Annotated in this window: 28 protein-coding genes; 11 read left to right on the top strand and 17 right to left on the bottom strand. The window is 61.6% G+C overall.

Annotation, left to right across the window (positions count from 1 at the left end):
- Nucleotides 1-36: 36 nt before the first annotated feature.
- Nucleotides 37-312, bottom strand: coding sequence for a DUF2312 domain-containing protein (locus AB7951_RS02535; protein WP_068728829.1), 276 nt, complete (start codon nt 310-312; stop codon nt 37-39).
- Nucleotides 313-499: 187 nt separating this feature from the next.
- Nucleotides 500-802, bottom strand: coding sequence for a DUF1244 domain-containing protein (locus AB7951_RS02530; protein WP_089265876.1), 303 nt, complete (start codon nt 800-802; stop codon nt 500-502).
- Between the two features lie 177 nt (nt 803-979).
- Between AB7951_RS02530 and AB7951_RS02525 the strand changes: the two genes are divergently transcribed.
- Both AB7951_RS02525 and pyk read left to right on the top strand, forming a co-directional pair.
- Nucleotides 980-1,588: a DUF1036 domain-containing protein gene (locus AB7951_RS02525; protein ID WP_120287141.1), complete on the top strand. Its 609-nt coding sequence runs from the start codon at nt 980-982 to the stop codon at nt 1,586-1,588.
- Entirely contained in the window at nt 1,585-3,018 is a 1,434-nt protein-coding gene (gene pyk, locus AB7951_RS02520) for a pyruvate kinase (protein WP_068728836.1), read from the top strand. Before AB7951_RS02525 ends, pyk begins: the two co-directional genes overlap by 4 nt.
- A gap of 172 nt (nt 3,019-3,190) precedes the next feature.
- Here pyk and AB7951_RS02515 read toward each other — a convergent pair whose 3' ends face one another.
- From AB7951_RS02515 to AB7951_RS02505, 3 genes are all read right to left on the bottom strand, one after another.
- On the bottom strand, nt 3,191-3,616 hold the full coding sequence (locus tag AB7951_RS02515; RefSeq protein ID WP_120287142.1) for an OsmC family protein: 426 nt from the start codon (nt 3,614-3,616) through the stop codon (nt 3,191-3,193).
- A gap of 42 nt (nt 3,617-3,658) precedes the next feature.
- Complete coding sequence (locus AB7951_RS02510) at nt 3,659-4,621, bottom strand: alpha/beta fold hydrolase (RefSeq protein WP_120287143.1); 963 nt, start codon at nt 4,619-4,621, stop codon at nt 3,659-3,661.
- A gap of 74 nt (nt 4,622-4,695) precedes the next feature.
- The gene (locus AB7951_RS02505; protein ID WP_120288006.1) at nt 4,696-5,358 is read right to left on the bottom strand and encodes a DUF3750 domain-containing protein; all 663 of its coding nucleotides are present in this window, start codon (nt 5,356-5,358) and stop codon (nt 4,696-4,698) included.
- A 261-nt stretch (nt 5,359-5,619) separates the two neighbouring features.
- Here AB7951_RS02505 and AB7951_RS02500 point away from each other — a divergent pair, with 261 nt between their 5' ends.
- Nucleotides 5,620-5,802: a hypothetical protein gene (locus tag AB7951_RS02500; protein ID WP_068728843.1), complete on the top strand. Its 183-nt coding sequence runs from the start codon at nt 5,620-5,622 to the stop codon at nt 5,800-5,802.
- A gap of 160 nt (nt 5,803-5,962) precedes the next feature.
- Here the strand turns inward: AB7951_RS02500 and AB7951_RS02495 are convergent, their stop codons facing one another.
- The 6 genes from AB7951_RS02495 to AB7951_RS02470 all read right to left on the bottom strand — a co-directional run bounded on the left by AB7951_RS02495 (nt 5,963) and on the right by AB7951_RS02470 (nt 11,580).
- A complete protein-coding gene (locus tag AB7951_RS02495) occupies nt 5,963-8,269 on the bottom strand; it encodes a mechanosensitive ion channel domain-containing protein (RefSeq protein WP_441255652.1) in 2,307 nt (768 codons plus the stop codon).
- A gap of 226 nt (nt 8,270-8,495) precedes the next feature.
- Entirely contained in the window at nt 8,496-9,140 is a 645-nt protein-coding gene (locus AB7951_RS02490; RefSeq protein ID WP_089265870.1) for a tetratricopeptide repeat protein, read from the bottom strand.
- Between the two features lie 101 nt (nt 9,141-9,241).
- Entirely contained in the window at nt 9,242-9,367 is a 126-nt protein-coding gene (ykgO, locus tag AB7951_RS02485) for a type B 50S ribosomal protein L36 (protein WP_055038661.1), read from the bottom strand.
- Between the two features lie 240 nt (nt 9,368-9,607).
- Complete coding sequence (locus AB7951_RS02480; RefSeq protein WP_120287145.1) at nt 9,608-10,579, bottom strand: tripartite tricarboxylate transporter substrate binding protein; 972 nt, start codon at nt 10,577-10,579, stop codon at nt 9,608-9,610.
- Nucleotides 10,580-10,642: 63 nt separating this feature from the next.
- Entirely contained in the window at nt 10,643-11,083 is a 441-nt protein-coding gene (locus tag AB7951_RS02475; protein WP_439059863.1) for a MaoC family dehydratase, read from the bottom strand.
- 20 nt (nt 11,084-11,103) lie between these two features.
- Nucleotides 11,104-11,580: a MaoC family dehydratase gene (locus AB7951_RS02470; protein ID WP_093757153.1), complete on the bottom strand. Its 477-nt coding sequence runs from the start codon at nt 11,578-11,580 to the stop codon at nt 11,104-11,106.
- A 106-nt stretch (nt 11,581-11,686) separates the two neighbouring features.
- Here AB7951_RS02470 and AB7951_RS02465 point away from each other — a divergent pair, with 106 nt between their 5' ends.
- The 3 genes from AB7951_RS02465 to AB7951_RS02455 all read left to right on the top strand — a co-directional run bounded on the left by AB7951_RS02465 (nt 11,687) and on the right by AB7951_RS02455 (nt 14,696).
- On the top strand, nt 11,687-12,457 hold the full coding sequence (locus AB7951_RS02465; protein WP_439059864.1) for an IclR family transcriptional regulator domain-containing protein: 771 nt from the start codon (nt 11,687-11,689) through the stop codon (nt 12,455-12,457).
- Between the two features lie 89 nt (nt 12,458-12,546).
- The gene (locus AB7951_RS02460) at nt 12,547-13,422 is read left to right on the top strand and encodes an amidohydrolase family protein (protein WP_184512024.1); all 876 of its coding nucleotides are present in this window, start codon (nt 12,547-12,549) and stop codon (nt 13,420-13,422) included.
- Nucleotides 13,419-14,696, top strand: coding sequence for an O-antigen ligase family protein (locus AB7951_RS02455; RefSeq protein WP_439061951.1), 1,278 nt, complete (start codon nt 13,419-13,421; stop codon nt 14,694-14,696). Before AB7951_RS02460 ends, AB7951_RS02455 begins: the two co-directional genes overlap by 4 nt.
- Here AB7951_RS02455 and AB7951_RS02450 read toward each other — a convergent pair.
- On the bottom strand, nt 14,656-15,372 hold the full coding sequence (locus AB7951_RS02450) for a glycosyltransferase family 25 protein (RefSeq protein ID WP_089265863.1): 717 nt from the start codon (nt 15,370-15,372) through the stop codon (nt 14,656-14,658). The genes AB7951_RS02455 and AB7951_RS02450 overlap by 41 nt on opposite strands.
- 180 nt (nt 15,373-15,552) lie before the next feature.
- Here AB7951_RS02450 and AB7951_RS02445 point away from each other — a divergent pair, with 180 nt between their 5' ends.
- From AB7951_RS02445 to AB7951_RS02435, 3 genes are all read left to right on the top strand, one after another.
- A complete protein-coding gene (locus tag AB7951_RS02445) occupies nt 15,553-16,050 on the top strand; it encodes a YbaK/EbsC family protein (protein WP_175367807.1) in 498 nt (165 codons plus the stop codon).
- A gap of 431 nt (nt 16,051-16,481) precedes the next feature.
- Nucleotides 16,482-17,003, top strand: coding sequence for a hypothetical protein (locus tag AB7951_RS02440; RefSeq protein WP_175367806.1), 522 nt, complete (start codon nt 16,482-16,484; stop codon nt 17,001-17,003).
- 70 nt (nt 17,004-17,073) lie between these two features.
- Nucleotides 17,074-17,859 (top strand): FadR/GntR family transcriptional regulator, encoded by a 786-nt coding sequence (locus AB7951_RS02435; protein WP_175367805.1) that lies wholly within the window; start codon nt 17,074-17,076, stop codon nt 17,857-17,859.
- Between the two features lies 1 nt (nt 17,860).
- On the opposite strand, the gene AB7951_RS02430 is transcribed toward AB7951_RS02435, so the two are convergent.
- From AB7951_RS02430 to AB7951_RS02420, 3 genes are all read right to left on the bottom strand, one after another.
- Complete coding sequence (locus tag AB7951_RS02430) at nt 17,861-19,153, bottom strand: TRAP transporter large permease (RefSeq protein ID WP_175367804.1); 1,293 nt, start codon at nt 19,151-19,153, stop codon at nt 17,861-17,863.
- A 40-nt stretch (nt 19,154-19,193) separates the two neighbouring features.
- Complete coding sequence (locus AB7951_RS02425) at nt 19,194-19,769, bottom strand: TRAP transporter small permease (protein WP_439059867.1); 576 nt, start codon at nt 19,767-19,769, stop codon at nt 19,194-19,196.
- 83 nt (nt 19,770-19,852) lie between these two features.
- On the bottom strand, nt 19,853-20,857 hold the full coding sequence (locus AB7951_RS02420; protein ID WP_439059868.1) for a TRAP transporter substrate-binding protein: 1,005 nt from the start codon (nt 20,855-20,857) through the stop codon (nt 19,853-19,855).
- A gap of 345 nt (nt 20,858-21,202) precedes the next feature.
- On the opposite strand from AB7951_RS02420, the gene AB7951_RS02415 reads away from it, so the two are divergent.
- A complete protein-coding gene (locus AB7951_RS02415; RefSeq protein WP_439059869.1) occupies nt 21,203-22,426 on the top strand; it encodes a bifunctional alpha/beta hydrolase/OsmC family protein in 1,224 nt (407 codons plus the stop codon).
- A 122-nt stretch (nt 22,427-22,548) separates the two neighbouring features.
- On the opposite strand, the gene AB7951_RS02410 is transcribed toward AB7951_RS02415, so the two are convergent.
- Both AB7951_RS02410 and AB7951_RS02405 read right to left on the bottom strand, forming a co-directional pair.
- Nucleotides 22,549-23,319, bottom strand: coding sequence for an esterase/lipase family protein (locus tag AB7951_RS02410; protein ID WP_089265856.1), 771 nt, complete (start codon nt 23,317-23,319; stop codon nt 22,549-22,551).
- Between the two features lie 185 nt (nt 23,320-23,504).
- Entirely contained in the window at nt 23,505-24,791 is a 1,287-nt protein-coding gene (locus AB7951_RS02405; protein ID WP_439059870.1) for a DUF445 domain-containing protein, read from the bottom strand.
- Between the two features lie 186 nt (nt 24,792-24,977).
- On the opposite strand from AB7951_RS02405, the gene AB7951_RS02400 reads away from it, so the two are divergent.
- Nucleotides 24,978-25,244, top strand: a complete 267-nt coding sequence (locus AB7951_RS02400) for a hypothetical protein (protein WP_068730348.1) — start codon at nt 24,978-24,980, stop codon at nt 25,242-25,244.
- Nucleotides 25,245-25,333 lie beyond the last annotated feature (89 nt).

Below are 25,333 nucleotides of genomic sequence, written 5' to 3'. Positions count from 1 at the left end.
CTGAGTGTTTGGCTGAGTATTGGCGCGCTAAGCGCCTTACAGCATTCCCAAGGCCTGCAGATAGGTCTCGAGGATCGTCTCCTGCTCGGCACGCTCGTTGGCGTCCTGCTTGCGCATGCGGATGATGGTGCGCAGCGCCTTCACGTCGTAGCCGTTGCCCTTGGCTTCGCCATAGACGTCCTTGATGTCGTCGGAGATCGTCTTCTTTTCTTCTTCAAGGCGCTCGATACGCTCGACGATAGCCTTGAGCTGATCCTTGGCGAAAGAATGCGTCGCCTGATCGTCCAGCACGGACGCAGCAGAGGTGGCCATCGAAAACTCCTGGTGAACTGATGTTGCTTTAAGCGGATATGGGGTGGGTTTAGTGCGCAGCGTTATGCGCGCATTAATCTTAAGGAAATGACACTCAAGACCACGGCGCCTTGCGTCAAGGCGCCTTCGCGGTCATCCACAGCGCCCCCACAGCTTTGATTTCATGCCTCAAAAAGACCAGAAATCGTCAGTGCCCGCTGTGCACTTTCTTCATGGCCTCAATTTGTTCGGGTTTGGCCTCGGCCTGATGCAGCGATTTCCAGGTCTCGTAAGGCATGCCGTAAATCGCTTCGCGGCTCTCATCCTTGGTCATCGCCACGCCCTTGGCGTCGGCAGCGTCCTTCAGCCAGTTTGACAGGCAGTTCCGACAGAAGCCGGCCAGATTCATCAGGTCGATATTCTGCACATCGGTGCGACCGCGCAAATGGTCAACCAGCCGGCGAAAGGCGGCGGCCTCGAGTTCGGTCTGGATCTTGTCGTCAATCGCCATGAATGGTCTCGCTGTTGCACCCGATACCGGCCTGTCGTCTTCATGTAACATGGGCGCTGTCACAGATTTTGCCATATCACAACGCAAACCGCCTGGCGGGACAGAATTGGTTCCGCGACCGTTGACAGGCCCGCCGGGTCAAGCGAAATCGTCAACGAATTGAGATAGCTTCGCCGCATGACCGCAAAAGATTCCCATTCCCGCCCCTTTCGACGCGTCCCCCTCGCCGGCCTGTTGCCGGTGCTGGCGCTGGCCCTGTCGTGCCTGTGGACGAGCCCCGCGGCGGCTGATTTCCGGCTGTGCAACAACACCTCGAGCCGGGTCGGGATCGCGCTGGGCTACAAGGATGCCGAAGGCTGGACCACCGAGGGCTGGTGGAATGTCTCATCGCGAGCCTGCGAAACCTTGCTGCGCGGAACCCTGGTTGCGCGGTATTATTATATCTACGCACTCGATTACGACCGGGGTGGTGAGTGGTCGGGTCAGGCCTTCATGTGCTCCCGCGACAAGGAATTCACCATCAAGGGCACCGAAAACTGCCTCGCACGCGGCTTTGACCGGACCGGCTTCTTCGAGGTCGATACCGGCGAACAGCGTGCCTGGACGGTGCAACTGACCGAAACCAACGAACAACCGCCGAAGCTGCCGGGCATTCCGGGGCCAACCGGACCGCCTCCGGGCGCACCCGGCGCGGGCTTCCCCGGTCTGCCTAACACGCCAGGTGGCGCGCCCCCGGGCGGGTCAACGACCCTGCCGCCATCAGTACCGCCGGGAGGCAAACAATGAGACGTCAACGCCGCATCAAGATTCTGGCCACGCTCGGGCCTGCCTCCTCGGACAGCGCGATGATCCGCAAGCTGTTCGAGGCTGGTGCCGACGTATTCCGCATCAATATGAGCCACACGCCGCATGACAAGATGCGCGAGCTGGTGAAGACCATCCGCAATGTCGAGAGCAGCTACGGCCGCCCCATCGGCATTCTGGTCGATCTGCAGGGCCCGAAGCTGCGCGTCGGCGCCTTTGCCGAAGGCGGCGTGCAGCTCAAGAATGGCGAGAGCTTCGTGCTGGATTCCGATCCTGCCCCCGGCGACGCCACCCGCGTGCACCTGCCACATCCGGAAATTCTCGCTGCACTTCGCCCGGGCCATGCGCTGCTGATCGACGACGGCAAGCTGCGGCTGATTGCCGAGGAGACATCGAACGACCGCGCGGTGACGCGCGTGGTGGTCGGCGGGCGCATCTCCGACCGCAAGGGCGTCAGCCTGCCCGATACAGACCTGCCGGTGTCGGCAATGACGCCGAAGGACCGCCTGGATCTGGAAGCCGCACTCGAGACCGGCATCGACTGGATAGCCCTGTCCTTCGTGCAGCGCGCCGAGGACGTGCATGAAGCCAAGCGGCTGGTGCGCGGCCGCGCATCCATCATGTCGAAGATCGAGAAGCCGCAAGCGATCGACCGTCTCGATTCCATTCTGGAAGCGTCCGACGCGCTGATGGTGGCGCGCGGCGATCTCGGCGTCGAACTGCCGCTGGAACGGGTACCAAGTCTACAAAAGCGCATGACGCGCATGGCGCGCCGCGCCGGCAAACCGGTTGTGGTCGCTACGCAGATGCTGGAGTCGATGATCCAGAGCCCGGTGCCGACGCGCGCCGAAGTCTCCGACGTGGCAACGGCCATCTATGAAGGCGCGGACGCCGTCATGCTGTCGGCCGAATCCGCCGCTGGCAAATTCCCGGTCGAAGCCGTCTCGACGATGAACCGCATCGGCGAGGAAGTGGAGCGCGATCCGACCTATCGCACCGTACTGATGGCCCAGCGCCCCGAGCCCGAGCCTACCGCCGGTGACGCCATTGCGGACGCCGCGCGACAGATCGCCGAAACGCTGGATCTGTCTGCGATCATTTGCTGGACCAGCTCAGGATCCACCGCCGTCCGCGTCGCTCGTGAACGGCCGAAGCCGCCGGTGGTCGCGATCACACCGAACCTCGCCGCCGGTCGCAAGCTGTCGGTCGTGTGGGGCGTACACTGTGTGGTGGCGGAGGACGCGAAGGACCTCGACGACATGGTCGATCGCGCCGGACGCATCGCCTTCCGTGACGGCTTCGCCAAAGCCGGCCAACGCATTATCATCGTGGCTGGCGTACCGCTCGGCACACCAGGTGCGACCAACATGGTCCGCATCGCTTATGTCGGGCCAAACGACGCGGATATGTAGTTCACTTGCTTAACCTCTCCCCGCGCTTTGCGGGGAGAGGTCGCCACGTCTCGCGGCGGGTGAGGGGCATCGCACAAAGCCCACCATACGCACTTCACTCACGGATCGAAGAGCCCCTCTCCCCGCAAGAGCGGGGCGAGGGAGTGCGCGGCAGGTGCCAAGACCCTGAGAACTACACCAGTGTCGCGTCGAGCGTGATTTCTGCGTTCAGCACCTTCGACACCGGGCAGCCGGCCTTCGCCATGGCGGTGAGTTCGTCGAACTTCGCCTTGTCGGCGCCGGGAATAGAGGCCGAGAGCGTGAGGTGCACTTTGGTAATCGCGAAGCCGTCACCCTGCTTCTCCAGCGTCACGTCGGCCTTCGTCTCCATATTGTCAGCCTTGAAACCGGCTTCGCCGAGGATCAGAGACAGCGCCATTGTGAAGCAGGCGGCATGGGCGGCGCCGATCAGCTCTTCAGGATTGGAGCCCGGCTTGCCTTCGAAGCGGCTGGCGAAACCGTAGGGATAGTCGGCGAGCGCGCCGCTCTTGGTGGAAATCGATCCCTTGCCGTCCTTGATGCCACCTTGCCATTTGGCCGAACCGAAAGTCGTGGTCATGCAATTCTCCTCAATTTGGTTTGAAGTCGATCGAACGGGAGGTTAGCGCAAGGCGGCCTTCGGTTTTGTGTCAGCGGCCGAGATCATGCCCTCGATCTCCCCCACGATAAGATCAGGCGCAGCGTTTTGCACCATATGACCAACGTTCGGCAGCACGATTAGTTTGGCGCCCGGCACGGTTTTCGCGAAATGACGCGAATGAATCTCCGGCGATACGATGGTGTCGGCAGAGCCTGCGATCACGACGGTCGGAGCTTTGATATCGGCATAGCGCGATGCCTGCGCCATGACGGCAGATTTCAACGTTACTAGATCCCAGGCATTGGCAAGGAAGTTGCGCGGCCGCAGTACAAGTTGCGTCGCGGTCTGCGCGATATAGCCTTCCGGCATCGGCTGCGGCGCAAACACTGCGCGTCCGGCCATGTCCGTCAAGAAATAGCCGAGCGGCAGCGTGATCGTATAGGCCAGCAGCTTGCCTATGGCCGGAGTGGTGACGACCTCGTTATAGATGCCAACGCCACCGGGCCAGGGATGAGTGACACCCGCCAGCATGACCAGTCCTGCGAAACGCTGCGGATAGTCCAGCGCCATCAGCGCGCCGAGTGCGCCGGCAAGCGAATGCACCACAACGATCGCCTGATCGACGCCGAGTTTTTCAAGCGCTTCATCGATCATCCTCGCCTGCATCGCCGGAGAAGAGTTCGACAAATCGTCACGCGTGCTCCAGCCAAAGCCGGGACGGTCGATCAGGATAACGCGGTGTTTTTCTGCCAGCATATTGCCGAGCGGCAGCCGCATGGTCTCCATGCTCGACGTGGCACCGTGGATGAGGACAATCGGCGGGCCTGATGCGTCGCGTGGTCCGATCTGCACCACATGCAGACGGCCACCCGTGACGTCGACAAGCTCACCCGTTGGCCGATATTTACGCTCGAATACCAGCACGCCGACCTGCGTGGCCACGGCCAGCACGCATAGCACGGCCACCACAGTGACCGATATCATCGCCGATATCCGAGGAATTTTGTGCACGGTTCAGCTACGCGACGGTACCCTGAGGGTTTCGCGCCGCGCGTCATTTACGCACTGACGCCAAGACGACCAATGCCCGGCAGTTTGATCGCGGGCCGGCGGATGTCGAGGCCGAATACGGCACCCAGCAGATTGAGCTCGACCCCTTCGACCCAGCCTGCGGTAACACCGAGATAGCCGCCCAATGTGGCGCGCACGCCGGTGCCGGAAGGTGTCCAGCCAAAGGCATTGCCGGCATAGGGGAAATCCTTCCCGATGGCGGTGGGCGGCAATGCCACCTGCAATTCGGGCACGGCGGCCAAAACTGCCGCGACGAAGGTGTTGGAGTTCGGCCCCGGCCAAGCCCGATAGTCGCCATAAGAGCGCCAGGAGTAACTCGCGATGGCCGCCTGGATTTTCGGGATCATGGCGGTGGCGGCATCGCCGTCGGCGGAGGCGATAGCGGTCGGCACGTCGCCGAACCAGCGGCCGTCTGCGGCAAATCCATTCAGGCGGATCGGCTCGCCCCACGCCGTATAATCGTAGCGAGTATAACGCGACGCGCCCTGTTCCTTGAACACGATCCAGCTATGGACCGCAAAGATACCGCGCCAGCGCACGGTCCGCGCCGCGAAGACGCGCACAAGTGCCTCGGGATGCGTGGCGGGCGGTGGCAACAGGCCGGCGCTTGAACGATCCGCGCTCTGCCAATCTACCGAGCGATCACCCATCCAATATCTCGCTGCCGACACAACAATGGGAACGACGAGAAGCGCGAGCAGGACAATCACAAATTTTCTCACCGAGGAAAGGCCCGTGGAGGGAAGTAATGTTGTGGATATGGGGGGCGTTTGGCGGCTTTGCCACGGTGGCCGCGACGAATGGCCAGCAAGAACTGTCCACGCTATCCACAGGAACGCATTCGTTCCCGCCCGGTTATCGCCACGATCAGGCGGCGGACTGACGCCATGATCTGAACTGGAGATAGTTCCATGACGGCCCGCCCAACCGATGCTGTGATCGACGAAATCATTTCTACCTGCAATGGCGACTTGCGCGGCGCGCTCAAGGCTTTGCTGATGGTCAACGAGCAACTGGAAGCGGAATTGCAGCAACTCTATGCCGCTTCACCCCAGTTCGGTGCTATCCGGCCCGGCAATAACGTCCTGCACTAGATCGACAGACGCACCTATTCTGGATTGTCCTTGTCTTCCGGTTCGTCCATCTGCCAGAGAGGCCGTGGCGGGATGGCGAATATGGCTGCCATTGCGCCCCACGTAGCCGCAACTTTGGCTAATCCGGAGCTGCCGCATCCTCGAAAAGTCGCGACAATCACTAGCCCGCGCGGCGCTGCGCTGACTTGCTCTGCTGGTTATCTGCGTCATTGTCCTCTGCAGCTTCAGTGGTCGGCGGCGGCAACTGCATCAGGACGGTCTGTCCGGGTGACGCGATCTCGATACCTTCTTCCTGGAAGCGGATTTTCATGCGGCGATTGAATTCGCGCTGCACCGCCCAGCGGCCGGAATCGGTACACCGGATCTGCCCGACGATCGTCGCCATCGAACCATCGACCTTATCGACGCCCCACAATTCGAGATCGCTGCGGATCAGCGGCTTGAAAGCTGCCTCATTGCGCATCTGCTCGACGATGTCCTTCAGCAACTGGCCGGCGCGGTCGGTATCTTCCTTGTAAGCGACGCTGACGCTGACGGCCGCGTTGCCTGCACCGCGGCTGGCATTGGTGATGGTGGTCACCGCGCTGAAGGGAATGATGTGAACCGAACCATCGCCGGCACGCAGTCGAATGGTACGGATCGAGACGTTCTCCACGACACCCGACAGGCCCGACACCGTAACGTTGTCACCAACCTGCACGGTGCTTTCCAGCAGCAGAAACAGGCCGGTAATCACGTCCTGCACCAGCTTCTGCGAACCGAAGCCGATAGCGATACCGAGGATGCCGGCACCAGCGAGCAGCGGCGCAACATTGACACCGATCTCGCTCAGCGCGGTGAGCGCAACCACCGCGATGATTACGCCGAGCAATGTCGTACGCAGCATCGGCTGGAACGTGCGCAGACGGGCCGCGCGGGCGAAATGAGCATCGCGCGTCAGCGCCGCGAGCTGACGCTCCATCAGCGCATTGCTACCTTCCCACACAACCGCAGCGACAATGGCAGCCATGCCGACGGTGATGACAGCCGAGACGACCCGACTGCCGATCTGGCCGCCATAGAACCAGACAATGGCATTGACGCCCCACACTTCCAGCAAGGCAACGAGGCCGATCACCGCGATGATCGTTGCGACGACCTTGCGCAACAGTGGCAGATAACGATTGGCACGCGTCTCAAGACCCGGAAAGCGCTGCAAGATTTCCGGTTTGATGCGGAAACCGCGATCAATGAGGCTCAGCGCAATCATCGAGACGAGCCGGGCCACCAGCGCGACAATGACCGTGCCGACGATGTATCGCAGCAGCAATGAATAACCGTTCTGGATATTGAGCGCCCAGATGGTCCAAGCCGCCATCACGACGACGATCGCCAGCACATGCCAGAGACTGGCGAGGCGATTGCGCATCGCGCTCAAGAAGCCCGTAGCACCGATCGGCGCGCGGAGTGCATCGGCAACGGGCTTCCGGCACTGCAGGACGATGACGACGACAAACAGATGCACGACCAGCATCACGAGCTTGATCAGCGCGAAATGCGCCGAGCGATAGAGGCCCATCATCAGGGCAACATTGGCGATTGCGATGCCGGTGGCGCCGACGCCGACGATGCGACGCGTCCAGATTTCGAGATAGGCTGCGGTCTCCTCCTTCACCCTGAACAGCGCGAGCGGCCCGAACAGTGCGCGCATCGCACAGATGATGGCGCGCGCCACCACATAGCTGTTTACGATCGCAAGGATCGCGAGGCGCGTGATCCCGGCATCGCCGATCTGGGTGCCGAGCAGCAGCGATACTGTGCCGGTAAAGACGAAAATCGGAAACAATTCGAGGAGAAGACGCCCGACCACATAGGGAAGCCGCAGCAGCGATTGCCACGCCCGGGTCAGGCTGCGTCGCCGTTTGTTGAGATCAGGCGCCTCGGTGAAGTCGGCCGTGGACGACGGTGGATCGGCACGTTCGATGAGCGAGGACGGCGCACGGGCGACGAAAGGAATGCGCGCCTCGAGCGCGGCCTGCGGCCTCCGCAGCAGCCAGACCATGAGCCATTCCGCCGCCAGCGCACCGCCGAATACGACAACAAGCTTCCAGGCGATGTCGAACAGGAGATGATAGGTGGCGGGATCGTTCGCGCTGCGCTGTAGCCAGTACCATAGCGCCGGAAAGCGCGTGACCGATTGCACGGCTGTCGAGACCTCGCGCGTAATATCGCCGAGCTGATCGGAAATCGTCACCAGCAATTGCGCGCCAAGACTGTCGGCGTCGAGCGGAATGGCAGGCTTCTTCTCCGGCGATGCCGGTGTCGCCGCGGCGATCGCGCGCAGCGTATCGATCATCTCCTTGCGCTTGACGTCGTCCTGCAATGTGTCGAGCGCAGCCTTGGCCTGATCGGGGGACAGCGTCGAAGCTGCAGGCGCCGGCGGCGCATCAGCTTTCTGCGCCAGCGCAGGGCTGGTCACAGCAGCCATCGGTGCGGCCATCAACACACATAGCAAAGCAAATAGCGGAAATGACTTCGGCGCCAAAAGGTGTCCCTTCCTGTGGCTCGGAAAACGCCCTTTTCGCCTGTTTCCTGTGTCAGAAGTTTGATTCCCCGGCGACGATGTCTTGTTTTTCCATCGCGGGCAGCAGGGATGCATCAAAGCAGGGTGATGTTCCCGCGATGTCCGTAAACGCCCCAACTTTCAAGGAATTTCAGATATCGCGGCCTTCGACCTTTTCGGTCAGGGTCTTGACCAGCTCCGGCACCTTTTCGAGATGCGGATTGACCGCAAGCGCCTTGCGGAACGCATCAAGCGCACGCTTGTCGTCGCCCAGCTCCTGCATGATCATGCCGAGCCCTGCCAGAGCACCGAAATGCCGGGGTTCGCGTATCAGAACCTGCTCAATATCCTGCAGCGACCGGGTGTAATCGTTCTGCAGGTAATACAGCGTCGCACGCCGATTCCAGCCCTCGACGTAATCGGGGCGCAACTTCACCACCGCGCTCAACAACTGCAGCGACAGATCGACCTGCTTGGCGTCCAGTGCCGTCTTGGCGCGGGTCATCAACAGCGCGGTCGTGTCGCTCGTGGTCTGCGACCACAGGGCCCAGATCCGGCCTTCGACGTGTTTGGCACTGGCTTCGTCCGGCGCCGCTTTCAGCGCACCAAACAGGAAATCGAGGCCGCGCGTCTTGTCGGCGTTGACCTTCGGCAGTTTGGCGGGTGGCTCGGGAATTTTCTTCGGCGCATCCGGGGTCACGATCTGCGGATCTTTGACCTGCGCGTAGACGGGTGCTGCGCCCAGAAATGCGCTCAGCAGAATTCCAAAACCTGCGGCCGGGATTCTCAATGCCATGCGGTAAGTCTAGACACGAAAAAACGCGCTGCAAAGCAGCAGCGCGTCAAACACCTGTGATGTCGTGAGGCCGGCCGGCAAAATGCCAACCGATCAGCAACTCAACCCTGGCGAGCCTTGAAACGGCGCTGGGTCTTGTTGATCACATAGACGCGGCCCTTGCGGCGGACCAGGCGGTTGTCGCGGTGACGACCACGCAGCGATTTCAACGAGTTACGGACTTTCATCGGTCAATCCTGATAGCTTGCGATACTGACGTCAAAGGCCGTGCGCAGCAGGCCGAAATCAGCGAAAATGAGCTTGAACCCGCTGGCGACCAAGTCGCCCGGGACCCGCGGTTTCTAAGCCATCGGGCGCCGGACTGTCAATCCGATCCGGGCATCTGACGACCATCGGATCGATATTTGCAGGTATTTTGGTGGCGTGAGGGTCCGGGAACAGCCACCGGACCCTCAAACCCGTGCGGATCACTCTTGCGGAACATTCGCGGCTTTCACCACTGCGCCCCACTTCTTGATCTCCGAATCGACGAAAGCCGTGAATTCGGCTCCCGTCAGCTTGCCCGGCTCGACGCCCTGGGTGGCGAATTTCTCGCGGGTCGCGGGTGCCGACAGGATCTCCTTCATGGCCGCCACCAGCTTCGTATAGGCCGGGCTGCCATTGGCCTGTGGCATGTACATGCCGAACCAGGCGGTGGCCTCGAACCCCTTTACGCCGGCCTCATCGAGGGTCGGGGCGTTGGGGAGCGAGGCCGCTCGGGTCAGGCTGGTGACCGCGAGCACGCGGATGTTGCCCGCCTCGGCAGCAGGCAAAACGGTCGGCAACGTATCGAACATGATCGGAATATGGCCGCCGATCAGGTCGTTCATCGCCGGCGCGGCCCCCTTGTAAGGGATGTGCTCGATATTGATTCCAGCCATCTGCTTAAACAATTCGCCCGACAGATGATTGGCGCCGCCGACGCCGGCCGATCCGAAGGACAGCTTGCCGGGCTGCTTCTTCGCCAGATCGATCAACTCGGCGACCGACTTCGCCGGAAAGTCCCTGGTCACAACAAGCGCATTTGGCGCCGTCGCGATCAGGGCGATCGGCGAGAAGTCCTTCTGTGTCTCGTAAGGCAAACTCTTGCGCAGACTCGGATTGATCACGTGATGCGTGGCCGTGACCAACAACACGCTGCCATCGGCGGGCGACTTCACGACAACTTCCGAACCGATCGTGCCCGATGCGCCGGGCCGGTTCTCGACGATGGTGGCGACGCCGAGCTTCTCGCCGAGATATTGCGCGACGAACCGCGCGAGGATGTCCGTCGTGCCCCCCGCTGGAAACGGCACGATGATCTTGATCTGACTGACTGGAAAATTCTGCGCCAGCGCGCCCGACAACATGACAAAAGTCATCGCCAGACACGACAGGGCGAGCCTCGTGAGCTTCTTCATTTCGATCCCTTGCCTGTTCTTGTCCGGCGTGCGGACTATGCCGCACGCAGTTGCATTGAGCCACTAGGCTGTCAGCGGAAATTCAACCATCGCCTCGCCAACAGCGACCTTCTCGTCGTTCTGGTTCTTCACCAGCACGTCGATCAGCACCCAGCGCGACTTCTCGGTGGTCTGCTTGGCCTTGATGATGCCAACCGACTGGATGGTGTCGCCGGGCTTCACCGGCTTGACCCAGCGCGTTTCGAGACGGCGATGGATTGCACCCGCAGGATAGGCCCAGTCGGTCAGCATCCGGGTGATCAGCCCGAAATTATTCATGCCATGCATGATGATGCCGCCGAAATTGGTCTTGCCGAACGAGTTCTTCATGTAGTTGTCGTCGAGATGCAGCGGATTGTAGTCGAGCGATCCATCGCAGAAGAGCCGAATCGACTCGAGCGACACTGCGAAGCTCGGACCGTCGATGGTGTCGCCGGTGGAGAGTTTGTCAAAGCTGGTTGTCATGGTTGATCTCCTTGCCACGCTCACATCGGGCGGATGGTCTGGCCGCGGCCAGAACAGATGACGTCGCCGCGCTGGTTGAAGAACACGTTGTCGTGGACCACGAACAGTCGCTCGCGCTTGATGAACTTGTCGAGCGCGCGGGCCTGCAGGGTGATGGTGTCTCCGGGCCGTGCCGGGATGTTGTAGCTCCAGGACTGGCCGGCATTGACGGTGCCAGGTGTGCGCATCCAGTCGTCGGCCGGCGTGCAGGAGAACATCAACAGGATGTGGATCGATGGCGGCGCGATCAGACCGCCATAGGGCGACGCCTTCGCGTAAGCCTCGTCGAAATACAATGGGTGGTTCTCGCCGACCGAGCGGCAATAAAGCTGGATCGCCTCCCTCGTCAGGACATAAGGCAGCGTCTTGCGTGGCTCGCCCGGGACGATCTCGTCCCAGACCTTGCGCAGGTTCGCGTCCTTCCAGAAATCGGTTTCAAAAACTTCCGCTTGCGCCATAGCGCCTTCTCCACTAACGTTCACCAGGCGAACTTTATGGCCGCCCTACGAACAACTATAGGCGCGGTTTCCCGGGACTGACAAGTCCGAACCGGTAGGATGGTGCATGGCCAAAGACAGTGACGGTTTCGTTCGGGCGATCGCCCGTGGTTTTGCGGCCGTCGAAGCGCTGGGTCGCCCACCGGGCCGGCACACGCTCTCGGAAGTCGCCGCGATCGCGGGCCTCAGCCGCGCGACGGCGCGCCGGATGCTGGCGACGCTGATCGTGATGAAATATTGCGAAGCCGATGGCCGCTATTTCAGCCTACGCCCACGGGCGCTGGGGCTTGGCCTTTCCTACCTCAATGCACTGCCTTACTGGGGCTATGCGCAACGCGCTTTGGAAGACCTGCGCAACGAAATCGGCGAATCCTGCTCGCTGGCCGTGCTGGACGAGACCGAGATCGTCTATGCGCTTCGATTGCCGGCGCAGCGCATTCTCTCGGCCAATCTCGCCGTCGGCAGCCGCCTGCCCGCCCACGTGGTGTCGCTCGGGCGCGTCCTGCTGGCGGCCCTGCCGCCGGACCAGCGCGCGCACTATCTCGCCACCACCGAATTCAAGCATATCACCCCACGCACCATCACCGATCCCGTGCTGCTGGAACGCGAGCTCGAACGCGTCGAGGCCGAAGGCTATGGCTGGGTCGATGGCGAACTCGATCCAGCGATCTGCGGTATCGCCGTCCCCGTCCGCGACCACGGCGGCCGGGTCGTCGCGGCGATCAGCATAAATGCCATCTCGGGCACAATGGACGAGGCGATGGCAAAGAAGAAATACCTGATCCCGCTCCGCCGCACCGCGCAGGATATCCGGACACAGTCCTTCTCCACCGGCTAGGTCGGCAGCGTTCCGCGCCTTTCATTCAGCAGGCCGGTTTGCTAGAGCAACCGCCAACGATAATGATGAAAGTGCGGGAGACGCGGGACATGAAATTGCTCAATCCGGACGACCTTGTCGCCATCGACATCCACACACATGCGGAAGAGCCATGCGGCTGCCACGCCGACGACGGCTATGATGATTTCCAGGCCCGCATGGCCGAGTATTTCAAGTCGCCGCATAAGCATCCGCCGACAGTGCAGGAAACAGCCGCCTATTACCGCGACAAGAAGATTGCCGCGGTGATCTTCCCGGTCGACGCCGAGCGCGAGACCGGCTTCCGCCGCTACAACAACTACGAGATGCTGGAGATCGCCAAAGAGAACGCCGACGTGCTGATCCCGTTCGCGTCGATCGATCCGCACAAGGGTAAGCTCGGCGTGCGCGAGGCGCGCAAGCTGATCTCCGAATACGGTGTGAAGGGTTTCAAGTTCCACCCGACCATGCAGGGCTTCTACGCCAATGACCGCATGGCCTATCCGCTCTATGAGGCGATCCAGGAAGGCGGCGCTATCGCGCTGTTCCACACCGGCCAGACAGGCGTCGGCTCCGGCATGCCCGGCGGCATGGGAATGCGGCTGAAATATTCCAACCCGATGTATATGGACGACGTTGCGGTGGATTTTCCGGACCTGAAGATCATTCTGGCACATCCCTCCTTCCCCTGGCAGGAAGAGGCGCTGTCGGTCGCTACCCACAAGCCCAACGTGTATATCGACCTGTCCGGCTGGTCGCCGAAATACTTCCCGCCGATCCTGGTGCGCTACATCAATTCGATCCTGCAGGATAAGATGCTGTTCGGCTCCGACTGGCCGGTGATCATGCCGGATCGCTGGATGGCCGACTTCGCCAAGCTCGACATTCGCGACGAGGTGCGTCCGAAGGTCCTGAAGAACAACGCACGGAAACTCCTGGGCATATGACGAACAACGATCTGCCGCGCAAACTTGCGGATGCCCGGCAGATCGCTGCCATTGCCACCGGCTTCTCGCTGCCGTTCTCAACCAGCGGTCAGGCTATCGCGGTGTCGATCTTTGCAGTGCTCGCGCTGCTGACACTCGACCGCGATCGTTTCATCGCCACGTTGCGGAGGCCGGCGGCCTATCTGCCGGTCGCGCTGTTCGCGCTGATCCTGGTCGGCGTGCTCTGGTCGATGCAGCCGCTCAGCGGCGCGATCAGATGGGTTGGTGCCTACGCCAAGCTGCTGTTGATTCCATTGGTGATGGCAACGGCATTTACGCCGAAACAAGCGTTACAAATCGCTTATGGCTTTCTTGCCGCCTGTATTTGTCTTCTCGCCCTGTCATGGGCTGCGTTCCTGTGGCCCACGGGACCGTGGGGCTGGTTCAAGGCGCCCGGCGTGCCCTTCAAGGACAACGCGGTTCAATCCGGCTGCTTCGCACTTTGTGCCTTCGCTCTGGCGATCGGCGCGATGCGCATCTGGGTCCAGGACACCCGCCGCGCCATTGCGATGATCGTGCTCGCGCTTCTGTTCTTTGCCGACATTTTCCTGATCTATGTGTCGAAGACCGGCGCAATCATGGCCGCCGCATTGCTCGGTCTATTCGTCGTCCATGCCGGCGGCTGGCGGCGCTCTGCCATGGTCGCGGTCGCAGCCATGATCGTAATCGGCATCGCACTGCTGACCTCGCCACAAGCCCAGCGCCGGATCGCAGAGATCAACTCGGACATCAACGCCAATAGCGGCCAGACCGCAGGCGGCGAAACAATCTCGACTGCATCGCGGCTGGATTTCTGGAGCAAGGCAGTCGGCTTCGTGAAGGCCTCGCCCATCGCCGGTCACGGCACGGGGAGCATCAAGCCGCTGTATCAGAGCATGGAGGCGACGAAGCCGTCGCCCTATGGCCAGGCCACGCCCGATCCGCACAATCAAACGCTTCATACCATGCTGCAGGTCGGCCTGATCGGCGGGCTGCTGCTGTGGGCCATGTGGATCGCGCATGCACGGCTTTTTCTCGCGCGCGATTATGCAAGCATCCTCGGCCAGGCGGTCGTGTTGCAGAACGTGATTGGCTCTTTATTCAACAGCCACATCTCGGCGGTGACGCAGGGGATGCTGTACTGTCTGGCAGTGGGATTGCTCGGCGCGTTGGTGCGCAATGCTCCATCCGGAATGACCGACCGGAAGCCGCCAACTACTTCAGCTTCAGCCACCGCTTCAAATAACGCCGCCTGAACTTCTGCACGGCAAACTGTATGCGCAACTGCAATTGCGCATGCCCCTTGCGATCGAGTGAGCTCTTGAACACGCCGTTGAGCGAGCCTTGTTCGGCCAGCGGCGGTTCCGGCCACAGGAACGGGATGCCCATGGCGGGATCGCCGGTGTTAAAGGCGATGTCGATAGGCTCATGCATCGGATGCCGCGCGATCCAGTCAAGTCGTGCCGAAGCCTCGGGCGCGCCCAGCACATAGGCTTCCATATTGCGCACGCGATTGCCGGGATAGACGATCTGCCCCGGGCGCAACTCCGACGCCGGGGTGTAAAAATTGGTCGCGGCGCCAAGATGCAGAATGCGCGGCCGCGGCCACTTTTCGGCTTCATCGAGCACGCGCTTCAACTGGTCGCAGAAATCCGGCACCAGCAATGCGTCATCCTCGAAGATCAGCGCCAGATCCTGGCCGCGCTCGCGGATGCGCTGCATGGCGACCACATGTTTCAGCGCGCAGGATTTTTGCCGCAGCGTGAGGTCGGCGCCTTCGGCGAAATAAGCCCGATCGACATCGGAGGTGATCTCGTCGGCATCGAAATCCAGCACCCACTCGAACTTGATGCCCGCACGGTCGAGCTCGCGCTGGATATGCTCCGTGCGCTCGGGCAACGACTTGGCATGGATCACATAGGCCGGCAGCATCGAGAGGTAGGCTCCAGAACATCGCCCGGCACGGTCAGCCAGACAAGAGCCCGTATAAGGTCAAAACCGGCGTGAGGGAATGGCGCGGCAGCGCCGTCCCAGTTCCCCAATGCACGGATCTGACTTCACTTTGTCGGCGACATGTGAGAGGGCGTGGCGGTATGTCACCGAGACCGCATCATGAGCCTTGAGTCCGTCCGCGCCTTTCTCACCGCCAACGCCCCCGAATTATCCGTCACGGTCACCGACAAAAGCTCGGCCACGGTCCTTCTCGCCGCCGAGGCATTGGGCGTCGAACCCGGCCAAATCGCCAAGACGCTGTCGGTGCGGGTCGGCGACCGGGTGGTGCTGGTGGTGACCAAGGGTACAGCGCGGCTCGACAATAAGAAGGCACGCGATGCACTTGGCGGCAAGCCCCGCATGCTGGGGGCCGACGAGGTCGTTGCCCTCACCGGCCATCCGGTCGGCGGCGTCTGCCCGTTCGGCCTGGCAACGCCATTACAAGTCTACTGCGACGTGTCGCTGAAGGAATTCGCCGAGGTGTGGCCGGCGGCGGGCTCGGTCAACAGTTCGGTGCGGATGTCCCCGGCACGGATGGCCGAACTGACCGGGGCCAGCTGGGTCGATGTTTGCCAGGAGCCGGCGGCAGTGCAGGAGCAAGCTCCCGCGATGGGTTGAGGCAGCGAGAATAATTCACTGCCGTTCATTGCCGGCAGAGAACAAGCCAACCGCCGTCCGGCACGAGAGCAGCGCGGGTATTGCTATTTTTGCCGGGGGATCGACTTCCCCCGCGCAAGGCACGATTTTCCGGGTGTCGTCCCTGAGGACGCTCGGCTGCGCAGCAATATGTGCGGCCAAACCGGACAAGACCATGCGCTTCAAAGCCTCGTCTCATCGCCCGCAGTCGTCGAAGACCTGGAAGCAGGTCGTGGCGTCGATCGTGGCCGCAGCTGCAGCCGGACTACAGTCCGCTGGCGCCTGAACGCGCTCTGTAGACGTCCGCTGGCGCGCAAACGCCGCTGGCGCCAAGTTCCCGCGTTATCAAAATCTTGAGGGTATATAGCTAGGGTTGCATCCGGCCGTGTGTAAATCGGCGGGGGGACCTCGAGATGCGGCTCGTGCCGATCACCGACGCCGACAGAAGCTGGGCTTCACTGAAGTCGCAGTGGCGGAAGGCTGCCGAGGCAGCCGAGGAAGACTTCTCCACTTACACCCAGGGTATTTTCGCGGCGCTGGACCCTGTCATGCAGGGCGGCAAGGGTGGGTTGTACGGTCTCTACGACGGCACCGTTCCGCAGGCCTTCTGTCAGGTCAGCAAACTTCTGATGCCCAAATTCGAAGGTCCCGTGCTGCGTTGCCGTTTCATGACCGTGTCGCCGACCTACGACTTCGGGAGTGCCGGTCTCGATAAATACGGACAACTGCTGATCGAGCTGTTTTCCGGCATGATCTGGCTGTCGCGCAACGCCCTTTCCGCCAGCCATATCCAGTTTCACCTCCGCAGCCCCGCCGACGCGCAGTTCCTCGCCCCATTGCAGGCACCGGTGCCCGACTCGCCGTTCCAGCGCTTCACCATTAACGGCGCCTGGGTCGAATGCGATCTCAAGCTGCCCGAACTCGAAACAATGTAAGAGCGTGCAGCGCAATGACGCGTGCCGCAAGCTTGCGCAGCGACATCGGCGATGATAGCCCGGTTGTACGATGACCGGACAAGCTAAGCCACGCACCAAGCGCAAGACAACCAATGGGGCCGCAGGCACGCCTTTGCTGCGACCGCTCAATCCCGTGCGCCGCCGTACTGAGGAAGTCGTCGAGCGCATCGCTGCCCAGATCATCGAAGGCCGCTTGCCCGCAGGCGCGCGCCTGCCGACCGAGCAGGCCATGATGGCGGCCATGGGCGTCAGCCGCACGGTCGTTCGCGAGGCGATTGCCGCACTCCGCGCCCGGGGCCTTGTAACCACCCGGCAGGGCGCCGGTGCCTTCGTCAACAGTGAGCCCGATCAGCAACCTTATGCCATCGACCCCGACGGCCTGGGCTCGCTTGGCAGCGTGATCGAAATTCTTGAACTGCGCACGGCCGTCGAGATGGAGGCCGCGGCTATAGCCAGCGAGCGCGCCACCGCTGCCCAGATCCGAGCCATTGCCAAGGCCGCAGCTACCTTCAGCCGCGCCATCGCCAATGGCGACCGTGCGGTGAAGGAGGATTTCGACTTCCACTTCGCCATTGCCGTCGCGACGCAGAATGCGCGCTTCGTCGGCTTTCTGGAATTCCTCGGCGGTCTCATCATCCCGCGACAGAGCATCCGCACCTTCGATGGCAAGGCCGAATTGCAGAAGCGCTATCTCGAGAGCATCGAGAAGGAGCATCAAGTCATCGTCAATGCGATCAGCGCCCGTTCGCCGCGCAAGGCTCGCGATGCGATGCGCCGGCATTTGCTGAACGGCAAGGAACGCTACAAGCAGTTGTCAGTCGATCCGGTCCAGTAGCTCACCTGAAGCCGAATGCGTGCGGCAGCGCCATCGAGAACCACGGTACGTAAGTCACCAGCATCAACACGGCGAACATCACCCAGTAAAACGGCCAGATGCCACGCATCACCTCGTCCACCGAGACCTTGCCGATGGCGCAGCCCACGAACAGCGTGGTACCGACCGGCGGCGTCAGTAGGCCGATGCCGAGATTGAGAAGCATCACGATGCCGAAATGCACGGGGTCGATCCCGAAACTCTTCACCACCGGCAGCAGGATCGGCGTGCAGATCAGCAGCAGCGGCGCGAGATCGAGCGCCGTGCCGAGGATCAGCAGCATGATATTGAGCCACATCAGCAGCACGTATTTATTCGACGAGATGGCGACGAAGAACTCCGTCATATGCGCCGGCATCTGCATCATGGCGGCGACATAGCCGAAGCATGACGCGGTCGCGACCAGCGTCAGCACCATCGCCACCGTCTGCAGCGTTCGGTAGGTCAGCATCGGCAGCTCGGACCATTTGTAGTCGCGATAGATGAACATCGTGACGAAGAAGGCCCAGACGCACGCCACCGCGCCTGCCTCGATCGGCGTGAACACGCCGGTGAGAATGCCGCCGAGCACGATCACCAGCGTGACGATGCCCCAGGTGGCATCCCCCAGCATCTTCAGCGCCTGCTTCACTGGCACCGGCTCGCCTTTCGGATGACCATCGCGATAGGCAAAGTAGAGACACAACAGCATGATCGCGAAGCCAAGCAGTAGCCCGGGCACGATACCTGCCAAAAACAGGCTGGTGATCGAGACCACGCCGCCGGTCGCCAGCGAATAGATCACCGCATTGTGGCTCGGCGGCACCAGGATCGCCTGGACCGAGGCGGAGATGGTCACATTGGTGGCGAACACCCGTGGATAACCCTTCGCCGCCATCTGCGGGATCATCACCGAGCCAATCGCCGATGTATCCGCGACTGATGAGCCGGAGATTCCGGACATGATGGTGGTGGCCAGAATGTTGACTTGCGACAGGCCACCGCGAATGCGCGTGAAGCCGACCACGACGGCAGCAAAATCCACCAGCCGCCGCGCCATGCCGCCTTCTGCCATGATGGCGCCGGCCAGCACGAAGAACGGCACGGTCAGCATCGACACCTTGCCGACGCCGCTGGAGAGTTGCTGCATCACGGCCGCGACCGGCAGATCGATCCACAGCGCACCGACCAGCGCCGAAAGCGCCAGCGCGAAGGCGATCGGCATGCCGACGGCGAAGAACAGACACATACTGAGCAGAAGAACGGCGATGTCCATGTCGGATTTTCTTTGTTCTGGCTGGAGCTAATCGGCGAAGCTAGTCGAGAGGTATGTGTGCGTCGCTGCCATCCTGCGGCGGCGGGCCGATGGTCAGGCGTTCGACGACAAAGAGAAACATCATCGCGCCGGAAACCGGGATCGGCATGTAGGTGATACCGACAGACAACCAGGGAAATTCATCCACTGAATTGCCCCAGGTGGTCATCACCAGCTTCATGCCCCAGATCACCATGAACAGTGCCACCGCAGCCATCAGCAACTCGCTGATGAAAGCAGCTACGACACGCGCGTGAGGCGGTAGCAGGTTGGTACCTACCGTCATGTTCATGTGGATGCGCTGGCGATAGCAGTTGGCAGCGCCAATAAACGTCACCGCGATGGTCAGCAACACCGCCAGCGGCTCCGGCCACGACGCCGCGCTGTTCAAAATGTAGCGGGTGTAAACAGCCCAAGGGATAATCGCGGAGATCAGCACAAGCGCAAAGCAAGAAAACACGGCACCGGACCAATACAGTGCGTTCATGGCGCGGCGGAACGCGTAAGCCGCACCATCGCTGGCCGTATCGGCGTGATGATTGGATGCAGCCGGCAGTTTGGAAATAACGTCAGACATGAAGACCTCAGGTAACGCGACGGAAGCGCAGGTCTATCCTGTCGTCCCCGCGACGGCGGGGACGACACATTGAGAACATGCCGCTAGCTCACCGCAGCAATGCGCTTGGTCATCTCGGCGTATTTCGCGCCGTATTTGTCCCACACCGGCTTCACGGCATCGCGGAACGGCTGCTTGTCGATGGACGTGACGATGTCGGTGCCGACTTCCTTCATCTTGTCGAGCGCGGTCTTCTCCGCCTCGTACCAGAGCGCGCGCTGCTCGAGCTGCGCTTCGCGGCCGAATTTCTTCAGCAGCGCCTGATCGTCCGGCGTGAGCTTCGCCCATGACGCCTTCGAGAACACCAGCAATTCCGGAATGATCAGATGCTCGGTCATCGAGAAATATTTGGCGACCTGGAAGTGGTTCTGCGCCACGAAGGATGGCAGGTTGTTCTCGGCCCCATCGACGACGCCGGTCTGCATGGCGCTAAACACCTGATCGAAGCCCATGGCGACACCATTGCCGCCGAGCGCATTCATGGTGTCGATGAACAGGGGATTACCGATCATCCGTATCTTGAGACCCTTGAGATCGGCGAGCGTCTTGATCGGGCGCTTGCTGTTATAGATGTTGCGAGAGCCGGCATTCATCCAGCCAAGCGCGACCAGGCCGGTTTTTTCATTGGCCGTGATCTTGTTCAGCAGCTCGGTGCCAATCTCGCCATCGAGGACCGCTTCCATGTGCTTGGAATCGCGAAACACGAACGGCATGTTGAAGACGTTGACGTCATCGACCACCGGGCCGACGGCACCGACGGAAATGCGCGCGATCTGCAGAGCGCCGACCTGGGCCTGCTCGATGGCTTCCTTCTCGCCGCCGAGCTGCATGGACGGAAACATCTGGATGGTGAGCCGGCCGCTTGTGGCGGCATCCAGCTTCTTGCCCATGCGCACCACGGATTCGACCGTGGGGTAGCCGAGCGGGTGGACGTCAGAGGCCTTGAGGACCATCTTGGTCTGCGCCTGCGCAGGCGTGAACCGCCCGAGACCGGTAGCGCCAACCGCGAGCGCGGCCAGCCCGCCTTTGACGACATCTCTTCTCTTCATGGACGAAATCCTCCCTGTGAATTTCCCGATGCGGCGCGTTGGCCATTATTCTGGTTCGCCCCTTTGCGGGGTCGATCTTGTCACAATTCTAGGAGCGTGCCGGCCCGCCGTCCATCAGCTTGTAGCGGCAGCGCACCCCAAAAGTTGTACGATGACCCGACATCTAGCACCGACATCGGAGGCCGGCAAGCGCGTGCTCGAGCGGCCGCGCAGAACTAAAGTTCAACCCGAGGTGCGGCGCGAAGAGAGCAGCTCGGCCTCATTCTCGCACGGGTGTTGGGTACCCACTGATTGATTGGGTGGAATCGGTGTACAAAGAGACATCTGTCACGACAGGAGCCCACCGTGCCAACTGAACGCTTTCAATTCCCCGGCGCGGCCGGCCATATGCTGGCGGCGGCGCTGGACCTGCCCGATGGCGCTGTCCATGCATATGCGCTGTTCGCGCATTGCTTCACTTGCGGCAAGGATGTGCTCGCGGCTCGGCGTATCTCCGCGGCGCTGACGCTCAAGGGCATCGCCGTGCTGCGCTTCGACTTCACTGGCCTCGGCTCCAGCGAGGGCGATTTCGCCAATAGCACGTTCTCGTCGAATATCGCCGATCTCGTAAAGGCCGCCGACCATTTGCGGGAAATACGCCAGGCACCGGCAATCCTGATCGGCCACAGCCTCGGCGGCGCAGCGATCCTCGCCGCCGCTGAACAGGTGCCGGAAGCCAAGGCCGTTGTCACCATCGCGGCGCCCTCCGATCCCGCGCATGTCACCGACATGTTCGCCGAACATGTCGACGCGATCCGCGAAAAAGGCGAGGTCGAGGTCAAGCTCGCCGGCCGGCCGTTCAGCATCAAGCGTGAATTCCTCGACGATATCGCCGAGCACAATCTGATCACAAAGGTGACCAGGCTGCACAAGGCGCTGCTGATCATGCATGCGCCCACCGACGACACAGTGGGCATCGACAACGCCACGAAGATTTTCGTCGCTGCCAAACATCCCAAGAGCTTCGTCTCGCTGGCCGGCGCCGATCATCTGCTCACGCAAAAGCATGACGCTATCTATGTCGCCGATGTCATCGCCGCCTGGGCCGGGCGCTATCTCAATGCGGTCGCCGTCATGCCCGTAGCGAGCCTGCCTGAAGAGCCGCGCAAGGTGGTGGTGAGCGAGACGCGCGCCAGCAAATTCCAGCAGGTCATCAATGTCGGCCCGCATCAGATACTCGCCGACGAGCCGATCGCCGCCGGCGGCGAGGACACCGGACCCGGTCCGTATGATCTGCTGCTCAGCGCGCTCGGCGCCTGCACCGCGATGACCATGCGGCTCTATGCCGAACGCAAGGCATTGCCGATGGACCACGTCACGGTGACGCTGAACCACAAGAAGATCTACGCCAGGGATTGCGAGGAATGCGAGACCAAGGACGGCATGCTGGACCAGATTGAGCGCGTCATCACGATCGACGGCAAGCTCGATGCGGGGCAGCGCGCAAAGCTCATGGAGATCGCTGACAAGTGCCCGGTACACCGGACACTGACATCTGAGATCAGGATCGTGACCAAGGCGGCTGAGTAACCCGCGAACCTCTCCACGTCATTGCGAGGAGCCCTTGCGACGAAGCAATCCAGTCTTCGCTTGCGGCCTTCTGGATTGCTTCGCTACGCTCGCAATGACGGCGGAAAGTGGAGTGTGTGCCTCTACCTGTTCGGATCCGGATAAACCAAACTGCGCCAGCCTGAGCGATCGAACGGCGCCCACGCGCCTTCCTTCTGCGCGAGACGCTCTGCCACTGCATAGACGACGGCGGGGTGATGCCCCATCCCGCAATGACTGCTCTCGACCTCGATGCTCTCGGACATCGCCGACGGCTTCTCCATGCAGCCCTGCCAGGCACAGACGCCGTCGGTACGACTGTAGATCGCGGTGGTCGGGACCGGCGGCGTATCGGCAAGCGAACCACCGAAATCGTCGTCGGTGTCATCGGCGCGTTTGCCGCTGGCGAATTCATAGACACGCCAGGCATTGGTGGATTTCGGATGGCCGGCAAACGGGCTACCCAGCGTGATCACCGAACGGACGCGGTCCGGCATCATCTTGGCGAGCTGGCGCGCATAAAGGCCGCCGAGACTCCAGCCGACCAAACTCACCTTGCGGCCGTGGGTCTCGTTCATCTCTTTCAGCAATTCGACCATGCTGCCCTGCACGCCGTCACGCAGCCCGAGATTGCGGCCCTGCTTCCAGCCGCTGACGGCATAGCCGCGGCCCTTGAGGAAGGTGCGAAGCGGACCTGTCGAAACATCCGAGGCCACAAGGCCGGGCAGTACCAGTACCGGATGACCATCGCCACGCGGCGCGAGATTCAGCAGAGGCAGCGCGCCGAGAAAGGCGCCGAATTCGTGAACCGCACGGCCTTCAAGAAACATCAGGGTTTTCGATGGGGGACGTTGCGCCTGGGCCGTAGCCGACATCTGATTTCCTCTCGCCGGCGCGTTGGCCGGTCATATCGATTGATTTGAATGCAGCCTCACAGGGAGGGAATCACACAACGCACCGAAGCAACTATCAGTTCACTCAAGTTAAGGTCGGCCTTGTGGCAGTTCAAGCGCATCCCGATACCCCTCCGGCGCCTCACTTCCGCAATGCGGAACTGCTCTCACAGCAGTCGCAACAGATATTCGATCGTGTAGAGCGCCAGCCCGGCGAGCCCGCCGATCAGCGAACCGTTGAAGCGGATATATTGCAGATCGCGGCCTATATTGACTTCGATGACGCCGATCAGCTGCTGCATGTCCCAGCCCTTCACCTGATCGGCGATAAAACTCGACACGCCGCTTTTCTGATCGGCGATGAACGTGCGCAGCACCACGACGATGCCATGGTTGATCTCGCCGCGCATCTCGGCATCGGCGCGCAGCGCTGCGCCGGCCTCGACGAACACATTGGCGAGATGATGTGCCAGTACATTGCTTTCACCCGACGCACTGCGCTCGATGAAGCTGCGCGCATTGTTCCAGAGATTACGCCCAAGTTCGGCAAGCTCGGGGCGCGCCAGCAGATCGCGCTTCAACCCATCGATGCGGCCGGTGAAGCCGGGCTCGGTCTCCAGCCGATCGACGAAGGAGAGCAGCATGCGGTCGAACTCACCACGGAACGGATGCGCTGGATCCTTGCGCACATCGTCAAAGAAGGTCGTGGCCGACGCGACGATGCGCTTCAGCAGGAACGCATCGGCGCGATAGAGTTTGAGCAACGTCGGCAGCTCGTCGCGAATCTTGTTCTTGATGACAGCCAGCGTGTCCGGCTCGGTCAGCGCGCCATGCATGGCGCCGAGCAGGTTATCGAGCAGGCCCTGATGGCGACCATCCCTGATGAAGCCGCGCATGGTGCCGGCAGCGATGGGCGCGAGATCAACCGACTGCAGCTGGGTCATCACGCGGCGCGTGATGAAGGTTTTGAGACCAGACGTTTCCGTCGCCGACATCGCCTCCGGCAACAGCCGCAGCAAGAAACGCGCGAGATCCGCGCTACGCTTTTTGTCGCTCAGCCAGTCTGCAACGAAACTCGCAAAATCCACCTCACGTAATTTGGCCTCGACCGGCCCGGCTTCGAGGAAATGCACCTCGATGAATTCACCCAGCTTGTCGGCGATGCGATTTTGATTCGCCTGGATGATCGCGGTGTGCGGAATCGGCAGACCCAGCGGCCGACGGAACAGCGCGACAACGGCGTACCAGTCCGCCAATCCGCCAATGGTCGCCGCTTCCGCGAAGGCCGCAACGAATCCGAACGCGGGATGAATCGGCAGCAGGATTTTTGCCGTTATGAACACCACCAGACAGCTCGCCAGCACCAGCGCCGCGATCGCCTTGACGCGGCGCAACTCTGCTGCGCGCGCAGCGTCGCCGGGACTCGCGAAAGACGAAAAACTGTTTGCGTCCATAGGCTTCCTCAACCGGTCAAGATGGCCGGTTCCCGCTGTCAACATAATGTCGGACAATGTGAGTCACTGTCGTTAACCTTTCTTAAAGATGTCGCTCGCGGAACCTGCTCCGCGTGGTAAATCTCGATTCGAACTTGCGAGGCGCGCTTCGCTTTGATGAGCGCCGAAGACCGTTTTGGGAATTTCATGAGCGAATCATTGTCGTACCGCCCCGCCCGCGATCCGCTACCGGATCAGGAACAGAAGCAGGCCGCGCTGAGCTATCTCAACGAAGCCTGGGCGGAAGCACGGCATGACGGCGTCGATGGCGATTGCCTCGCGCAGGCCAGCCTGTTCGCGGCCTTTGCCGAGCTCGTCGGCACCTATGGCGAAGACGCCGTAGCGAAGTTTGTCGAGGGTCTTCCGGGCCGCGTGCGCAATGGCGAGTTCTCGCTGACACTGGCACGGCAGTAAGATTTCTTACCCTCCCCTGAAGGGAGGGTCGGTGAGCAATCCGCGAAGCGGATGCGAGACGGGGTGGGGTGAGGCCACACACTACGTCG

The organism is Tardiphaga sp. 285_C5_N1_2 (genome assembly GCF_052076065.1).
In the GTDB taxonomy this organism is placed as follows: Bacteria; Pseudomonadota; Alphaproteobacteria; order Rhizobiales; family Xanthobacteraceae; genus Tardiphaga; species Tardiphaga robiniae.
The sequence above is the reverse complement of the archived record's forward strand: the minus strand, read 5'-3'. Positions and strand labels throughout refer to the sequence as shown.

Coding starts and splice junctions, on each gene's coding strand:
- AB7951_RS02535 (WP_068728829.1), bottom strand. CDS start 312: ATGGCCACCTCTGCTGCGTCCGTGCTGGACGATCAGGCGACGCATTCT.
- AB7951_RS02530 (WP_089265876.1), bottom strand. CDS start 802: ATGGCGATTGACGACAAGATCCAGACCGAACTCGAGGCCGCCGCCTTT.
- AB7951_RS02525 (WP_120287141.1), top strand. CDS start 980: ATGACCGCAAAAGATTCCCATTCCCGCCCCTTTCGACGCGTCCCCCTC.
- pyk (WP_068728836.1), top strand. CDS start 1,585: ATGAGACGTCAACGCCGCATCAAGATTCTGGCCACGCTCGGGCCTGCC.
- AB7951_RS02515 (WP_120287142.1), bottom strand. CDS start 3,616: ATGACCACGACTTTCGGTTCGGCCAAATGGCAAGGTGGCATCAAGGAC.
- AB7951_RS02510 (WP_120287143.1), bottom strand. CDS start 4,621: ATGATATCGGTCACTGTGGTGGCCGTGCTATGCGTGCTGGCCGTGGCC.
- AB7951_RS02505 (WP_120288006.1), bottom strand. CDS start 5,358: ATGGGTGATCGCTCGGTAGATTGGCAGAGCGCGGATCGTTCAAGCGCC.
- AB7951_RS02500 (WP_068728843.1), top strand. CDS start 5,620: ATGACGGCCCGCCCAACCGATGCTGTGATCGACGAAATCATTTCTACC.
- AB7951_RS02495 (WP_441255652.1), bottom strand. CDS start 8,269: ATGGCTGCTGTGACCAGCCCTGCGCTGGCGCAGAAAGCTGATGCGCCG.
- AB7951_RS02490 (WP_089265870.1), bottom strand. CDS start 9,140: ATGGCATTGAGAATCCCGGCCGCAGGTTTTGGAATTCTGCTGAGCGCA.
- ykgO (WP_055038661.1), bottom strand. CDS start 9,367: ATGAAAGTCCGTAACTCGTTGAAATCGCTGCGTGGTCGTCACCGCGAC.
- AB7951_RS02480 (WP_120287145.1), bottom strand. CDS start 10,579: ATGAAGAAGCTCACGAGGCTCGCCCTGTCGTGTCTGGCGATGACTTTT.
- AB7951_RS02475 (WP_439059863.1), bottom strand. CDS start 11,083: ATGACAACCAGCTTTGACAAACTCTCCACCGGCGACACCATCGACGGT.
- AB7951_RS02470 (WP_093757153.1), bottom strand. CDS start 11,580: ATGGCGCAAGCGGAAGTTTTTGAAACCGATTTCTGGAAGGACGCGAAC.
- AB7951_RS02465 (WP_439059864.1), top strand. CDS start 11,687: ATGGCCAAAGACAGTGACGGTTTCGTTCGGGCGATCGCCCGTGGTTTT.
- AB7951_RS02460 (WP_184512024.1), top strand. CDS start 12,547: ATGAAATTGCTCAATCCGGACGACCTTGTCGCCATCGACATCCACACA.
- AB7951_RS02455 (WP_439061951.1), top strand. CDS start 13,419: ATGACGAACAACGATCTGCCGCGCAAACTTGCGGATGCCCGGCAGATC.
- AB7951_RS02450 (WP_089265863.1), bottom strand. CDS start 15,372: ATGCTGCCGGCCTATGTGATCCATGCCAAGTCGTTGCCCGAGCGCACG.
- AB7951_RS02445 (WP_175367807.1), top strand. CDS start 15,553: ATGAGCCTTGAGTCCGTCCGCGCCTTTCTCACCGCCAACGCCCCCGAA.
- AB7951_RS02440 (WP_175367806.1), top strand. CDS start 16,482: ATGCGGCTCGTGCCGATCACCGACGCCGACAGAAGCTGGGCTTCACTG.
- AB7951_RS02435 (WP_175367805.1), top strand. CDS start 17,074: ATGACCGGACAAGCTAAGCCACGCACCAAGCGCAAGACAACCAATGGG.
- AB7951_RS02430 (WP_175367804.1), bottom strand. CDS start 19,153: ATGGACATCGCCGTTCTTCTGCTCAGTATGTGTCTGTTCTTCGCCGTC.
- AB7951_RS02425 (WP_439059867.1), bottom strand. CDS start 19,769: ATGTCTGACGTTATTTCCAAACTGCCGGCTGCATCCAATCATCACGCC.
- AB7951_RS02420 (WP_439059868.1), bottom strand. CDS start 20,857: ATGAAGAGAAGAGATGTCGTCAAAGGCGGGCTGGCCGCGCTCGCGGTT.
- AB7951_RS02410 (WP_089265856.1), bottom strand. CDS start 23,319: ATGTCGGCTACGGCCCAGGCGCAACGTCCCCCATCGAAAACCCTGATG.
- AB7951_RS02405 (WP_439059870.1), bottom strand. CDS start 24,791: ATGGACGCAAACAGTTTTTCGTCTTTCGCGAGTCCCGGCGACGCTGCG.
- AB7951_RS02400 (WP_068730348.1), top strand. CDS start 24,978: ATGAGCGAATCATTGTCGTACCGCCCCGCCCGCGATCCGCTACCGGAT.